The sequence below is a fragment of the Allocoprococcus comes genome, assembly GCF_013300725.1.
Taxonomy (GTDB): Bacteria; Bacillota; Clostridia; order Lachnospirales; family Lachnospiraceae; genus Allocoprococcus; species Allocoprococcus comes_A.
In genome coordinates, this window is the sequence record NZ_JAAIMM010000021.1 from 17,599 (window position 1) to 32,035 (window position 14,437).

Annotated in this window: 13 protein-coding genes; 3 read left to right on the forward strand and 10 right to left on the reverse strand. The window is 45.3% G+C overall.

The annotated features are described in order from the left end of the window. Window positions 1–24: 24 nt before the first annotated feature. Window positions 25–3,300: a M14 family metallopeptidase gene (locus G4407_RS11475; RefSeq protein WP_243259198.1), complete on the reverse strand. Its 3,276-nt coding sequence runs from the start codon at window positions 3,298–3,300 to the stop codon at window positions 25–27. 264 nt (window positions 3,301–3,564) lie between these two features. On the opposite strand from G4407_RS11475, the gene G4407_RS11480 reads away from it, so the two are divergent. Continuing rightward, on the forward strand, window positions 3,565–4,152 hold the full coding sequence (locus G4407_RS11480; RefSeq protein WP_173688994.1) for a TetR/AcrR family transcriptional regulator: 588 nt from the start codon (window positions 3,565–3,567) through the stop codon (window positions 4,150–4,152). A 420-nt stretch (window positions 4,153–4,572) separates the two neighbouring features. Here the strand turns inward: G4407_RS11480 and G4407_RS11485 are convergent, their stop codons facing one another. From G4407_RS11485 to G4407_RS11525, 9 genes are all read right to left on the reverse strand, one after another. Further along, on the reverse strand, window positions 4,573–4,806 hold the full coding sequence (locus G4407_RS11485) for a polya polymerase (RefSeq protein ID WP_173688995.1): 234 nt from the start codon (window positions 4,804–4,806) through the stop codon (window positions 4,573–4,575). A gap of 150 nt (window positions 4,807–4,956) precedes the next feature. Continuing rightward, a complete protein-coding gene (locus G4407_RS11490) occupies window positions 4,957–5,778 on the reverse strand; it encodes a CvfB family protein (RefSeq protein WP_008368973.1) in 822 nt (273 codons plus the stop codon). Window positions 5,779–5,781: 3 nt separating this feature from the next. Next, complete coding sequence (locus G4407_RS11495; protein ID WP_173688996.1) at window positions 5,782–6,489, reverse strand: acyl-[acyl-carrier-protein] thioesterase; 708 nt, start codon at window positions 6,487–6,489, stop codon at window positions 5,782–5,784. A gap of 5 nt (window positions 6,490–6,494) precedes the next feature. Beyond that, window positions 6,495–7,676 carry a cation diffusion facilitator family transporter gene (locus tag G4407_RS11500; RefSeq protein WP_173688997.1) on the reverse strand — a complete coding sequence of 394 codons (1,182 nt, stop codon included), beginning with the start codon at window positions 7,674–7,676 and terminating at the stop codon, window positions 6,495–6,497. A 68-nt stretch (window positions 7,677–7,744) separates the two neighbouring features. Further along, the gene (gene spoIIR / locus G4407_RS11505) at window positions 7,745–8,362 is read right to left on the reverse strand and encodes a stage II sporulation protein R (protein WP_179963146.1); all 618 of its coding nucleotides are present in this window, start codon (window positions 8,360–8,362) and stop codon (window positions 7,745–7,747) included. Between the two features lie 64 nt (window positions 8,363–8,426). Continuing rightward, a complete protein-coding gene (locus G4407_RS11510; RefSeq protein WP_173688998.1) occupies window positions 8,427–9,116 on the reverse strand; it encodes a GntR family transcriptional regulator in 690 nt (229 codons plus the stop codon). 2 nt (window positions 9,117–9,118) lie between these two features. Continuing rightward, a complete protein-coding gene (gene ispE, locus G4407_RS11515) occupies window positions 9,119–9,994 on the reverse strand; it encodes a 4-(cytidine 5'-diphospho)-2-C-methyl-D-erythritol kinase (RefSeq protein WP_008368982.1) in 876 nt (291 codons plus the stop codon). Window positions 9,995–10,057: 63 nt separating this feature from the next. Continuing rightward, window positions 10,058–11,620, reverse strand: a complete 1,563-nt coding sequence (locus G4407_RS11520; protein ID WP_173688999.1) for a DUF3794 and LysM peptidoglycan-binding domain-containing protein — start codon at window positions 11,618–11,620, stop codon at window positions 10,058–10,060. A gap of 11 nt (window positions 11,621–11,631) precedes the next feature. Beyond that, window positions 11,632–12,078, reverse strand: a complete 447-nt coding sequence (locus tag G4407_RS11525; protein ID WP_173689000.1) for a protease complex subunit PrcB family protein — start codon at window positions 12,076–12,078, stop codon at window positions 11,632–11,634. 132 nt (window positions 12,079–12,210) lie between these two features. Between G4407_RS11525 and G4407_RS11530 the strand changes: the two genes are divergently transcribed. Together G4407_RS11530 and G4407_RS11535 are read left to right on the forward strand one after the other, a co-directional pair. Further along, on the forward strand, window positions 12,211–12,945 hold the full coding sequence (locus G4407_RS11530; protein WP_173689001.1) for a lysophospholipid acyltransferase family protein: 735 nt from the start codon (window positions 12,211–12,213) through the stop codon (window positions 12,943–12,945). A 26-nt stretch (window positions 12,946–12,971) separates the two neighbouring features. Beyond that, entirely contained in the window at window positions 12,972–14,426 is a 1,455-nt protein-coding gene (locus G4407_RS11535; protein WP_173689002.1) for a nicotinate phosphoribosyltransferase, read from the forward strand. Window positions 14,427–14,437 lie beyond the last annotated feature (11 nt).

Consider the following 14,437-nt stretch of genomic DNA (forward strand, 5'->3'; position numbering starts at 1 on the left):
CCTCCTTTAGATAAATAATAAAAGTTATTTATTTTTTCCAGTCACTTTGACAATCATCGGCCGCTGTCTTATGTAACTGGTCAAAATCTGTCCATCCTGCTCCTCTAAAGAGCATTCCATCACATGTTCCGCTTCCATCAGCATCCGGATAGTCGCCTCGTCATGTGCCACATGAGCCCTTGCACACAAATTCAGGTATTCACCCTGTGCCGTCTCATCTGCAACTTCACTGGTATAAGCAACCGTTGTGATCCACGGAAAACGGATCGACGGATAACGATGGTTTGGATCTGCCGCGAACGGGATCCAGTAATTGATCATTTCTTTATAATAGTTTGCCGGGAACAATTTCGGCATCCATGCATGTGCATATTTTTCAAACTGAGCACTCCATTCACGGTTCAATTCTCTCATCTCCGGATACTCGGCAATCTTGTCTGCGATCACATCTTCCATTACCTTATTGACCGGGTAATTATCCTTGTACTCCGGATTGGTCACATACCAGAAATAACCATAAAGCAGAGATCTCGGAAGCCAGAAGCCTTTGTAAGACGGGGAGGTATAACCTGAAAACTGCTGCTCCCATTCATGACTCGGTACTCCGTGATTGTCCACGATCATATCCGGGACATACCGGTCAAAAATACGGGTTAATCCCATCGCCTCGCTGTGGATCGTATCCTGCTGGAAATGTTCATAGTAGAACTCTTTTCCAAGAGAATTAAATCTTGCCACATGGAATTTCCAGGTTGGATGCTCTTTCTGCAATTCATAATGGATTGCCGCACCATCCACATTTTCCATCGGAACGATCACCAGATTCAGTTTATCCGGTAAATCTTTGTAAACATCTTCGGTCAGCAGCTTCTTGATCAGGATAAATGCTGCATTTGTCGAAGATACTTCATTCGCATGATGTCTTGCATTGATCATCTCGCTCGGAATTCTTGATATACGCTTCGTCATGGACAGATAGCCTTCGTATTCCGGTTTGATCCATACTGCATAGAGTTCACGTCCTGTATAAGATACCGCAGTCCGGAACACTTCGATTCCAGGAACCTGCTTCAGGTCTTCGATGATCTCACGGTAAGTATCATATCCGATCAGTTCATGCTCATGCAGATCAATCTCTTCGATCCGTTTCGTCTTTGGTTTTTCTTCTCTTTCCGGCGTAAGTGCTGCATACTGTATCTCGCCCTGCTCACTTTCAAACAAAAGCTTCGTACCTGCCGCAACACTTTCGCACTCTGCCAGTACACCCTTTGACCACAATGATGCGTAAGAGTGTAATATATTAGATTGTACCCCATTTGTGCGGATATGGAAAGTAAAATTATCATTTTCCCATGAAATGGCACGGATCCATGCATCTGCTTCTTCCCGTTTTCTCTGCAAAAGAACTGTTTTTCCATCTTTTACAATGCATGCTTCTTCTTTTAACGGCTCGGTCAGTGTCACCTTAAATACCGGTCTGCCTTCTTTTTCATGGATCACCGGAAGGATCAGTCCCGGCGCATCCAGCATGACATCTGCTTTCTTCACACCATAATTTTTAAAATAGTCGCTTCCGACAAAATACATATCTTCATGCAAAGCATCCAGCGAAGAGATCAGATCCTCTCTTGATCCGGTCGCATAGTCCGGTTCACTTGCGGTCACATCCAGACGCAGTTCATGGAAGAACGGCTGCAGGTCTGCGGAGATCTTTCCGCCTGTCTTTTCCTCAATATAGCGTTTGCAGTCCGGAAGAACTTCTTTCTGGTAAACATCCCAGATCTCTTCCATATCGGTACGGACTGTCTGATAAAATACTTCCTGTCCGTCAATCTCTGCTTTTACATAACCGGTTGCCGGATGAACCTTTCCCATCTGCGGATATTCATCCATATACGGTCTTTCCGACCAGACTGCTTTGTAAGTATCCTCACAGCAGACCTTTTCGTCCTTGATCCCCTTGCAGAGATAAGTGATATCTTCTTCGCCTTCATAAGCTTTGAAAATGACTTTATCTCTTTCAATTCCAAGCTCTTTTACCAGAATATCTTCTACCGGATACAGTTCCTGCAAATAGCGGATCGGAAGATCATACCACTTGTCCGGAGTGTCTGCATTCAGATTGTGATAGGACGGGGTTGCACCGTTCTCATCCAGCCAGTCTGTCTGACCTTCCGGCAGGAACGGTTTGAAATAAATCTCAACCTGATCTGCCTGCGCTTCCTTCATCACCGAAAGCATCTCTTCAACGATCCAGGAATATCCCTGCTTGTATGCACAGATAACGGAGGTATCCTCCGGCTTGGCACCTAACATCTGGATTCTGTCTTCGATTTTTTCTTTTATCTTCTGGCGTACTTTTATATTTTCACTTACCGCACCGGTAATCTTTACCTTGCTTCCTTTCCGGATCTGCGGATAAACCTTTTCTTCCAGAAGTTTTTCAAACACTTCCACTTCCCACGGAAGCTCATACACCTTCTCGTACATCTTCTGTCCGGATTTGTAATTATATACCTTTGCATCCCCGGCTTCTTTTTTCTGTGTATCATTCCAGAGCGGAGATCCGTATACTTCATATTCTCCTGTCTGCTCTTTCTGCATCGCTTTCAAAGCTGCGAGCTGTCCATCTGCGCCGCGCAGTACAAAGTCATCCACCATATCCATCAGCAGGTCTTTCCAGCTTCTCTGACCATTGATCTGCGGAAATTCCGTACAGAGGCGGGAGGTAAATGCGATTAGTTCCTCTCCGTCACCGCGAAGAGATACTTTTACACTTTCTCCTTCTTTTTCCTGTACAAGCTCTGTCTGCTCTGCTTTTTCCAGAACGAGCCGGTTGCCTGCATAAGCTGCATCTGCCGTAATATTTCCTTTATATCCGGTTGTCTCCATACCAAAACGCCATGCCAGGTTACATGCTGCAACGAGCATCGCATCATCTGCATCCTCCGGAAGTACAATCTTCACATCCAGCACATCCGGAAGAAGATCCTGATTCTCGTCTTTCAGGAAATCGCCTTTCTGAAGCATCATCTCCAGCCCTTTTTCCTTACGGAAATCCAGATCAAAGATCGGACCTGTATGCTTTGATGCTGATTCGTACTCTTCCGGTGTCTCCCCTGTACTCTTTTTCCACAGGGCTTTCAGCTCTTCCATATTCTCCGGCACCGGAATCTCACCGTCCGCTGTGATCACCGGAAATGTAGCTGTCTCTGTCTGAAATCCCAGAAGCAGTGCTGCTTCAACCGCATAACGCTTCTGTTCTCCTGTCATGCCGGCTGCAAGTTTTAATTTTTCCATCTTACACCTCCAAAGCACTGTAGTTCGTTTTCGTACCGCGGTCTAAAAAGATACTATATTCCGAACTGCGTTCTGCTTTTTTATACTCTTCATTCTACTAAAGTATTTAAATAAAGTCAACTATATTCTCCTTATATGGACATTTTCAACAAAATGTATGCAGAAACAAAACATTAAAATGTATGCAGAAACAAAACATTGCACTCTCCACATCCCTGTGTTACAATAGCTTCAATACTTTCAAGAAGGCAGGAGCGATCAATTATGACAACGCACGGCAAACGACATGCAAAACAGGACATCATGGATGCAGCATGGAAGCTTTTCACAGAACAGGGCTATGACGAAACTACGATTTCCCAGATCATTGAGCTTTCCGGCAAATCCCGCAGCACCTTCTATCATCATTTTCGTGGAAAAGACGAGCTTCTCTTCAGCCTCGCCTATTCCTACGACAGTGACTATGATAGCTGGCTTCAGACCTGCGACCGGACGCTTCCAGCCGCCGATCTGCTGCTCGCCTTCAACCATTTTGTGCTGAACAACCTGGAGCACTCCCCATATATGGATCTCTTCCCGTCCCTCTACGGCCTTCAGGTAACTACTACCGGAACCAGACATATTTTAAACCAGGATCGTAACTATTATAAGATCCTGCGCAAGATCCTTTTCGACGGGATCAAATGTGGAGAACTAAAGTCAGACTACTCCTACGTCGAACTCTCCCAGATGATCACCTCTGCCCAGATCGGCCTCACCTACTCCTGGTGCCTCACCCAGAAAAGTTTCTCCCTGTTACAGTACGGCGAGTCTCTCCTCACACCATTTATTGAATCATTACGCGCAAACTAACCTAACCCACCCTCAATATAAATACCCTCTCCCATATACCAGGAAACTATCTCTCTATAGTTTCCTGAATTTTTATGTTTAGCAGCCGCCAGGTCTGCGCCCAAAGTCTTGAGGGCAGATTTAGAAAAAGAATAGGTGTGAAGGCACTTATTGTGCAATGGACTTCACACCTATTCTTTTTCTAAATCCGCCACACAACCTCCCCCTCGCAGACCGTCTCTCTCCACAATCGAGCAGGCTGACTCCTACTCGATTTGTATACTTTGTACACCATCTCGCTTAACAGCTCGATGATGTACATTCGCCAAATGCAGATCCTTGTGCAAGCACAAATCTGCACTTGGCTCATCGTATACACAAAAAAACAGGAACCAAATCACTTTGATTCCTGCTTCTCACTATTCCTGGTATTTATATAAATTAGCCATTGATCATGAAGTTAACCAGTTTATCGATGTCTTCTTTTTCGTATGCAATGATTTCCAGTTCCGGAATCTCTCCGTTAGAGAAAATGTTTGCCATAGAAACATACTGAGAAAGTTTAGATTTCAGGTTCAGTCTGTCGCCTTCTCCTGTTACAAGTTCTACTTTTCCTGTGCAGCTGTCTACTACTTCAAAAAACTTATCAATGTTTGTAATATTCTGTACCTTCATGATGTACACTCCTTTTCTTTTATCTCTTCCTATCTTTTACACCCTCAATATATACAATCTTTTTTTGAAAATCAAGGTTTTTTTTACAAATCAGCGTTTTAGGCATTGTGAACAATTTCACAGTCTGTTTTTTGTGCACAATCACAATGTCTATTTCAAAACAATACTGTCCTTACGGATCTCGATCTTACGCTCTTTATACAGATGTCCGACTGCACGCTTGAATGCATTCTTGCTCAGATCAAACTCCGCACGGATCACCTCCGCATCTGCTTTATCGTTAAACGGAAGGACTCCGCCCTTTTCTTCCAGACGCGCCAGTACCAGAAGCGCATCCTTATCCATCTGGATAAATGCTTTCTCACGGACACTTAAATTCAGCTTTCCATCCGGTTTAACTTCTGTCACTCTCGCATGGATCTTCATTCCCGGTCTTAGACTTTTCGGTGCTTCTCTCTTTGGCACAAGCGCAGAATATTTTCCATCCACTGCAACGAAAGCCCCGAAATTGTCACTCACTTCGTAAACGATTCCCTCTACCTGATCATCCTTCTGATAAGGGGAATCACTGGTCAGATACTCATATACCTTCATGGTCGCACAGAGTCTCTGGCTCTTATCAATATAAAGTCCTACCAGACATTCATCCCCCGGTTTCACCTTATAAGTCTGCTCCTTAAATGGCAGGAACAGATCCTTTTCCAGTCCCCAGTCCAGGAAGGCACCGAATTTGCCAACCTGCGCTACCTTCAGGATTGCACTTTCTCCCAGTGTAAGTTTCGGTTCATTTACCGTTGCGATCAGACGGTCAGAAGAATCCTTATATAAAAATACCTCAATCGGATCGCCCGGCTCGATTCCTGCCGGAACCTGCTTCTTCGGAAGAAGAACCTTTTCTCTGTCATCTCCCAGATATACTCCGAAATCAACTACCTTTACTACCGTAAGCATCTGTTTTTTTCCTAATTCCATCTCTTATTTCTCCTTAAATTCTACTACCGCATACGGATTTCCCTCCGCATCACAAAGTTCCACTATTTTTCTCTGTTCCTCTACCGCCATCTTTGGATAAATAATATCACCCATAACTGCGGATTTTTTATATTCTACCCGGATCTGTCCGGCACGCTCACATTCCGGCACCACATCAATTGCCATCTGGATATACTGGCAATTATTGACATGCTCATTTGTATCGATCTGATGACGTCTTACCGGAAAACTTTCTCCATCTTCCAATTCTTTCGGAAGCACGATCTTACGCGGCGCAAACTCTACATCCAGTGGTGCTTCCGGCCGATAAGCCTCGACCTCTTCTTTCGTCGGTCTGCATGGTCTTCCTTTTTTCATATCCATATATACCCAGACCGAATTGGCCCAGGCTGTCATCTCGCCTGCTTCATCCTCCATCTTAAAATTACGGAGTCCGAAAAGCCCGGTAAAATCCGTCGCCCAGGTCGACACCCGGATATGTTCCCCAAGCTTCGGATAACGGTTTACTACAATCTGCCATGCAGAAAGAATCCATGCCTGCCCGCTTTTTTTCAGTGATTCCACGCCATATCCGATATCCTCAGACTGAAAAGTACTACAGTCCTGAAAATAATTAACAAGCCCCGGTAATGTCAGAAGCTCAGTATGGTCTGCTTCACTGAATCGTACTCTGCTTTCAAATGTATACATCTCTTTTACCTCTGTTCTTCCACATAACTTCTGTCTAATGTAATAACACACTGATACTTCGGGTTATGATGCTGCAGTCGGTCCATCAAAGTCAGTGTCAGTTCATTCCCTTTTTCCTCAGAATACTCTCTCGGAATGACAAAATCAAAAATGAGATTGATCTGTTTTTCTCCATTCACCATGCGGAAATCATGGATACTGCATCTCGGATCCAGTGCTTCCACAGCTTTTTCTGTCTCACGTTTTGCCTGAAGTACTTCTTCATTACGAGTCTCCACCGGATCCATATGAATTGTCAGCGAGATCCCCAGTTGTTCCATTGCCTCTCTCTCAATCCGGTCAATGATCTCATGGGATACATCAATCGGGACATCATTCGGAACCTCTGCATGAATGATCGCCATACTTCTTCCCGGTCCGTAATTATGGATCACCAGATCATGGCTGCCCTCGATTCCATCGTATTTTTCCACAAAATGCTTGATCTTCTCATAATCTTCCCATGTCGCCGGAATTCCGATCAGCGGCTCAAGCGTATCCTTCGCAATCCCAAAGCCGGCCCACATAACGACCAGTGAAACACCAAGTCCGACAAAGCCATCGATATTGATCCCTGTGATCCGCCAGAATACAACTGACAGGATCGTCGCTGCCGTCGTAATCACATCTCCAAGCGCATCTGCTGCCGTCGCCATCATCACCTGGGAAGAAATCTTCTCACCAAGTTTCCGGTTAAACATCGCAAGCCACAGCTTCACACCTATGGACAACACCAGGATCAGGATCGATACCAGACTGAATTTTAACTGTTCCGGCTCCCGGATCTTCGCGATCGCATTTTTGAAAAAGGTAAATCCAACTTCGATCACCAGAAAGGATACGATCAGTGCCGCTATGTATTCCAGCCTGCCATGCCCAAAAGGATGCTCCTTGTCTGCCGGTTTTTCTGCCATCTTCACTCCGATCATTCCAATGATCGAAGAACCTGCATCCGATAAGTTGTTAAATGCATCTGCAGTAACAGACACACTGTGAAGAAGGATCCCTATCACCATCTTCGCAATCGTCAGCAGAACATTACAAAAGATGCCTACTCCGCTTGCCAGCACTCCATATGCTGTACGGACAGACACCTTTTCTACATCTTTATAATCTTTTACAAATAATTTTACAAGTATATCCGTCATTAAACTTTCCTTTGCCTTATGGCGAAACAAATTTTCCTGCCATCTTCGTTGAAGTATATTCTACACATTTACTCCGTCAATTGCAAGAAAAACCATTTGATTTTTACCGGTGTGCCTTTTACGATCATCGCATACTCTTCATCCGTCAGCACACTCCGCAGCTCTTCCTTCCCTTCCTTGGGAACAATTGCATGGACAGAATCCATAAAACAGAGATTCGGATAAAGAACACACCACCAGTTGTGCCCCTGTGCCTTGCCGATCCTGATGCGAAGTGCATCGTACCAGCCCGCCGGGAAAGTAATATCCCCGTATGTCTTATCCGGGAATTCACACCGCACAACCTCTGCCGTCACTTTGTCGTTGCAGCCTTCTGCCCGCAGGACTTCCTCCGAAACCCGGACCAGTTCCTCTTTGTGGCGGATTGCCCATGCCTTTGCCTCTGCCGCATTCTCTGCACCGGACAGATTCTCCCGCATATAATCTACAACAGCCTCTTTCACCTTCATCTTCAGTTTCTGGTCTTCTTTGCTGTCACTGTTGGCAAGCACATGAAAGCGGAACACCTCGCCGGATAACTTTTCCTGCACTGCATTCGCCTTCGCTTCCACCTGCATTACCCTTGTAAATGCCGCGCCACACAGAATCACGATCAGTACCAGCGCCACTGCTTTTATTTTTTTCATTTCCGTATGTACCTCCTGTCTTTGATAACAGGAGTATTGACAGCATACGGAAAACTATACATTTTTATCTGTGATATTCTGCCTGATCTCTCCGGATAACATCCGATACTGTAGATGCCTGATTGTCAATATGACGGCCCATGAGCTCACATGCCTCTTCAACCTCTCCGCCCGAAATCAGTGCGATCAGCTTATCATGTTCTTCCAGGAGCTGTGGATAACATTCCTTCTGCTTCAGGTATTCTACGCGGAACCGGTACATCTGTTCCCGCAGGTTGTTCAGCAGCGTGATCAGTCTCTGGTTATTGGTTGCAGCAAAAATAATATCATGGAATTTTACATCTGCTTCAGCGATCTTCGTCACATCACCACTCTTTAAGACTTTACGGAAATCTTCAGCTGCCATCTTCATTTCTTCAACCTGCTCCGGCGTGATCCGTTCACACGCAAGCTGTACGGAAAGCTCTTCCAGTGCCTTTCTGACTTCCAGCACATCCTGCATATTCTTCTCTGTGATCTGTGCTACTTCTGCTCCTTTTCGCGGAATCATCAGGACCAGACCTTCCAGCTCCAGTTTACGGATTGCTTCACGGATCGGGGTACGGCTCACTCCAAGCTTGTTGGCAAGCTGGATCTCCATCAGCCGTTCTCCCGGCTTCAGTTCTCCTCTTAAAATTGCCTTCCGGAGTGTATTGAATACAACATCTCTCAACGGCAGGTATTCATTCATATTTACTTCAAAATCCATATCCATTCTTATCTCCTCCTGACGTTATGCACATTTGCAAGATAAATCTGTTTTGCCAGATTCTGTGCTTTTACTTTGGTAAATGCTTCCTTCGCTGTCCTGCGATCCCTGAAAATCCCAAATACAGTCGGTCCGCTTCCGCTCATCATCGCCCCAAGAGCACCTGCTTCCATCATACATTCTTTGATCTGTGCAATGACCGGATATGCTTCAACCGTAACCTTCTCCAGCACATTGCCCATGGATGCTGCCACCTGCTCAAGATCCTGGTTCTTCAATCCGTCCAGGATACCATCTATATCCGGATGCTCCTTGATTTCACAGGAATCCAGCTTTTCATAAACCATCTTTGTCGATACACTGATCGGTGGCTTGGCGATCAGAATCTGACATTTCGGCATCGGAGGAAGAGGTGTCAGCTTTTCCCCGATTCCTTCTGCGAGTACCGTTCCGCGCATAATGCAGTAAGGGACATCCGCCCCAAGCTTCACGCCTCTTTCCATCAGCTCTTTTTGAGAAAGTCCCAGCCGGAACATCTGGTTCATTCCGTAAAGCACTGCCGCCGCATTGGAACTTCCGCCTGCCATTCCTGCAGCAACCGGTATATGCTTGTCCAGATGGATTCTGATCCCGTCTTTGATATCAAATTCATCAATCAGAAGCTTTGCCGCTTTCCATGCAATATTGTCCTCATCGTTCGGCAGATAAAAAAGATTTGAATCGATCTCGATACCTGGGGCCGACTTCTTTTGCAACGTCACATTATCGTACAGATACAGCGTCTGCATGACCATGCGCACATCGTGATAACCATTCTCCCGCCGCCCCAGCACATCAAGTCCAAGATTGATCTTCCCAAGTGCTTTTAACTCCAGTTTATCCATGCGTGTATCTCCTTATTGTATTTTTTCGACCTTTTTTTGTATCTTGTATACATCATTTCATTATTATAGTATACTCAAACTCTCCCGAAAAATCAATATTTTATCACCCGTTTTCAGTTCTTTTGATAATAATTCATTATTAAGCAGAATGCTTTCTTCCGTGGTCGAATATTTCTTTGCCAGACTCCACAGATCATCTCCGTCTTTTACAATATATCCCACAATTCCAGGCTGGTTCATCCGCTCTTCTTTTTCATAATCCACAAGTGCAGCCTCTGTCACCATCTGTATTTTTTCCGCTTTTCGCATGAAGCTTTTGAACGCCACGACCGCTTTGATCTCTACTTCATCATTTCCGGCAAGATCTACCGCAAGCTGCTCCACTGCATATGTGATGTCATATTTCATATCGCTGCTTCCTTCCCGGCATTCAAGCATTGCCGAGAACGGAACCATTCCCTTCCACACACCAAATGGTACTTCATCATTTGCCTTTACATACAGAAAGCTGACATGGAGAATCCCCTCTGCCAGAATTCCGCCATCCTGCACTTCCATTTTTTCCATCTGCAGGTCTGCGCTGCTGTGGCACACCTGAAGGATCTCCTCTTTCAGCTCTGGCAGACTTAATCGTTCTGCGATCTTACTTTTTGAATGATTCTGCATCAGAAGCTCCTCAACAACAGCTTCTTCTGTCTGCAAAACACATTTTTTATCAAGGGAATACGCATCCTCTAAAAGCTCCAGCTTTTCTTCCCCATAGACAAAAAGGCGTACCTGAAGTGCCGCTTCAATGCCAAGCGCACGCATCTCTCCGTCCTCATCCATCCGCACCTCTACACTGATATCATCCAGCTGATCATAGACATGATGATACATGCCCTCTTCTGCGCCGGCACACTCGATCCGCCCCTCATAAGGAACCGTCTGCTCCACCCAGTCTGTCTTGCCCTCCTGGGATTCATAGAGAACAAAGATCTGCAATTCTCCATTTATCAGCATAGCATCCTGCACAAGTCTGGTATCCACTTTCCGGGAGCTTACCTCTGTCCACAAGAGCGTTCCGATATTCTCTTTGGTCCCCGGTATCTTAATCTCCTCTTTTATCCTGTAAATGTCTCTCTTCGCGGTAAACAGCTGCAGCAGCTCCACCGGACATTTTTTCAGATAGATTCCTTCTTCCCCGTCTACATCAAGTGTCACCTGTTTTTCTGTGATCTGCTCTGTATGTACCGTCATTTCCGCAACTGCTTTTACCGCAAGCTTTCTCGAATGGATCAGTGATACCCCGCATTCCACCCGCTGAACCTGCACAATGTATTCGCCTTCTCCGTTTTCTTCCTCCATGTAGACCATTTCCTCAAACGGAAGCATTCCCTCCAAAGCTCCAAGACGCGGATCTCCCGAATCCGTCACATACAAAACTTTAAAATTCAGTTTTCCCGTCACACGAAGATAATTTTCCACTCTTCTTGTCTCTTCAACCCGCAGACTTCCCTCACCGGAAAGCACTCTTCCCACGTCGCTTTTCGCATCCGGTACATTATAATCTCCATCGATCATAAACTGATCCGTCACTGTTTTTCCCATCTGATTCATGCGTACCTGTTTTCTTATCAGTTCCATAGTCAGCCCTCCTATTCAAATATCACCGGTTTTTCGCTTTTTGCCATTTCCAGGACAACATATGGGTATTGGGAAAATCCACCCTCCCGCATACAGATATTTCCCATCTCCTCACCATCTTTTTCTGTCTCTTCACTTCCCGGTCCCAGAAGTGTTGTCTGTACACAGATCACATCTTTTTCTTCCGTACAGCCATCAACCCGGATCGCATATCCCTCCATTTCCTGCCTCCCATACCCCTGTCCGACATACAGCCGGTCTCCTTGCACATACATGATCTGAAATGGTGTTTCTTCCATCCCGGCAATGCGTTCGGTCATTTCCGCCGGAACTTTTTTCTCATCCACAATGGAATATTCCAGCATTTCTCCACCCGCTGCCTCTTTTTCCATAACCTGACAGCCACCAAGGAAAATCAGCATCCAGATCACCCCTGTCACACGGCATCTCATTCTCATAATTATTCACAAACTTTTCCATTTTTTTGTCTCTTTATTATCATATTATCTTCCTTGTATTTTCATGCCCCGAATAGTATAATCGAAGAAAAGTATGTTACTTTATACAATGAAAGCGAGGATTTTTTTGGAATGATACGATTTATCTGTATCGCAGTCTTTTTAATTCTTTACCTGATCCTGTCCATTCCGGTTTTTCTGGTGGAATGGATCATTGGTAAATTCAATCGCAGAGCCAAAGATATCAGTTCTCTGCGCATCGTTCAGTGGGGCTTTAAAGTGATTCTTAAGATGACCGGTGTCACGACAACTGTGATCGGCGAGGAAAATATTCCGGATGAACCGGTACTTTTTATCGGCAACCACCGCAGTTATTTTGATATTCTCCTTACTTACAGCCGGTGCCGGCGTCTGACCGGTTATGTTGCCAAAAAAGAAATGGAAAAGATTCCGCTTCTTTCCACATGGATGAAGAATCTGTACTGTCTCTTCCTTGACAGAGACAATATGAAAGAAGGTCTGAAGACGATCCTTCAGGCAATTGATTATGTAAAAAATGGCATTTCCATCTGCATTTTTCCGGAAGGAACCCGCAACAGTGGCGAAGAGCTTTCTATGCTTCCATTCCGTGACGGTGCACTTAAAATTGCTGAAAAGACCGGGTGTGCGATCATTCCGATCAGTATGAACAATACTGCTGACATTTTTGAAGCACATTTCCCGCGTGTAAAAAAAGTACATGTCGTCATCGAATACGGCAAACCAATCTATCCAAAAGAACTGGATAAAGAGACAAGAAAACATCTTGGAATCTATTGTCATGATCTTATCCAGGACACAATTAAGAAAAACGCCAGTCTGGTCTAAACCCAAAACAGAAAAGAGGTACGATTATGCATTCTAAAAATTTAACATTACTTACAGACTTATACGAACTGACTATGATGCAGGGTTATTACGATAAGCAGGACAATCCTACCGTAATTTTTGATGTATTTTACCGTTCCAACCCATTTTCTTCCGGTTATGCGATCGCAGCCGGACTTGAACAGGTTATTGAGTACGTGAAAAATCTGAACTTCAGCTATGATGATGTGGATTACCTTCGCAGTCTCCACATTTTTTCTGAAGATTTTCTTCAGTATCTGAGCGGCTATCACTTTACCGGAAGCATTTACGCAATTCCGGAAGGAAGCCTGATCTTCCCGAAGGAGCCGATCCTCAAAGTTGTTGCCCCGATCATGGAAGCTCAGCTTGTGGAAACCGCAATCCTGAATATTCTGAACCACCAGTGTCTGATCGCGACCAAGTCTTCCCGTATCGTATACGCTGCCGGTGATACCGGTGTTATGGAATTCGGGCTTCGCCGTGCCCAGGGACCGGATGCCGGATTATACGGCGCACGTGCTGCCGTGATCGCCGGCTGCGTGGGAACCTCCTGCGTACTTACCGGCAAGCTTTTTGACGTTCCGGTTATGGGAACCCATGCACACAGCTGGATCATGAGTTTCCCGGATGAATATACCGCATTTAAAGCCTATGCAGATCTTTATCCTGAAGGCTGTACCCTTCTTGTCGATACTTACGACACCTTAAAATCCGGTGTGCCGAATGCGATCCGTGTCTTCCAGGAGATGAAAGATGCCGGTGTCAGCCCGAGAAAGCTTGGTATCCGTCTTGACAGCGGCGACCTTGCTTACCTGTCCAAAAAAGCACGTAAAATGCTGGATGATGCCGGCTTTGAAGAAGCAACGATCTGCGCATCCAACGACCTTGATGAATATCTGATCCACGACCTCAAGATGCAGGGCGCAGCGATCGATTCATGGGGTGTCGGAACCAATCTGATCACCTCCAAAGACTGTCCTTCATTCGGTGGTGTATATAAGCTCGCTGCCATCCAGAATAAGAATGGTGAGTTCGAACCTAAAATCAAACTTTCTGAGAACACAGAAAAGATCACCAATCCGGGCAACAAGACAGTTTACCGTATTTACGAAAAAGAAACCGGCAAGATGAAGGCTGATTATATCTGCTTTGTAGACGAAGAGATCAATCCGGAGGAAGATCTTCTCCTCTTTGATCCAAGCGAGACATGGAAGAAGACAAAGATGAAAGCCGGAACCTATACCGTCCGCGAAATGATGCAGCCAATCTTCATCAACGGTGAATGTGTCTACACTTCCCCGTCTGTCAAAGAGATTGCCGCTTACTGCCGTCAGGAAAAAGATACCCTGTGGGATGAATCCAAACGACTCTTCAATCCTCACCAGATGTATATCGATCTGTCTCCAAGACTTTATGAAGTAAAGAAACAGCTTCTTGACCGCATGAGCGCTGACGACTAGGTCACAATTTG

What these genes read in the sequence shown, in the direction of transcription:
- G4407_RS11475 (WP_243259198.1), bottom strand. Translation starts at nt 3,300, where the DNA reads ATGGAAAAATTAAAACTTGCAGCCGGCATGACAGGAGAACAGAAGCGT.
- G4407_RS11480 (WP_173688994.1), top strand. Translation starts at nt 3,565, where the DNA reads ATGACAACGCACGGCAAACGACATGCAAAACAGGACATCATGGATGCA.
- G4407_RS11485 (WP_173688995.1), bottom strand. Translation starts at nt 4,806, where the DNA reads ATGAAGGTACAGAATATTACAAACATTGATAAGTTTTTTGAAGTAGTA.
- G4407_RS11490 (WP_008368973.1), bottom strand. Translation starts at nt 5,778, where the DNA reads ATGGAATTAGGAAAAAAACAGATGCTTACGGTAGTAAAGGTAGTTGAT.
- G4407_RS11495 (WP_173688996.1), bottom strand. Translation starts at nt 6,489, where the DNA reads ATGTATACATTTGAAAGCAGAGTACGATTCAGTGAAGCAGACCATACT.
- G4407_RS11500 (WP_173688997.1), bottom strand. Translation starts at nt 7,676, where the DNA reads ATGACGGATATACTTGTAAAATTATTTGTAAAAGATTATAAAGATGTA.
- spoIIR (WP_179963146.1), bottom strand. Translation starts at nt 8,362, where the DNA reads ATGAAAAAAATAAAAGCAGTGGCGCTGGTACTGATCGTGATTCTGTGT.
- G4407_RS11510 (WP_173688998.1), bottom strand. Translation starts at nt 9,116, where the DNA reads ATGGATATGGATTTTGAAGTAAATATGAATGAATACCTGCCGTTGAGA.
- ispE (WP_008368982.1), bottom strand. Translation starts at nt 9,994, where the DNA reads ATGGATAAACTGGAGTTAAAAGCACTTGGGAAGATCAATCTTGGACTT.
- G4407_RS11520 (WP_173688999.1), bottom strand. Translation starts at nt 11,620, where the DNA reads ATGGAACTGATAAGAAAACAGGTACGCATGAATCAGATGGGAAAAACA.
- G4407_RS11525 (WP_173689000.1), bottom strand. Translation starts at nt 12,078, where the DNA reads ATGAGAATGAGATGCCGTGTGACAGGGGTGATCTGGATGCTGATTTTC.
- G4407_RS11530 (WP_173689001.1), top strand. Translation starts at nt 12,211, where the DNA reads ATGATACGATTTATCTGTATCGCAGTCTTTTTAATTCTTTACCTGATC.
- G4407_RS11535 (WP_173689002.1), top strand. Translation starts at nt 12,972, where the DNA reads ATGCATTCTAAAAATTTAACATTACTTACAGACTTATACGAACTGACT.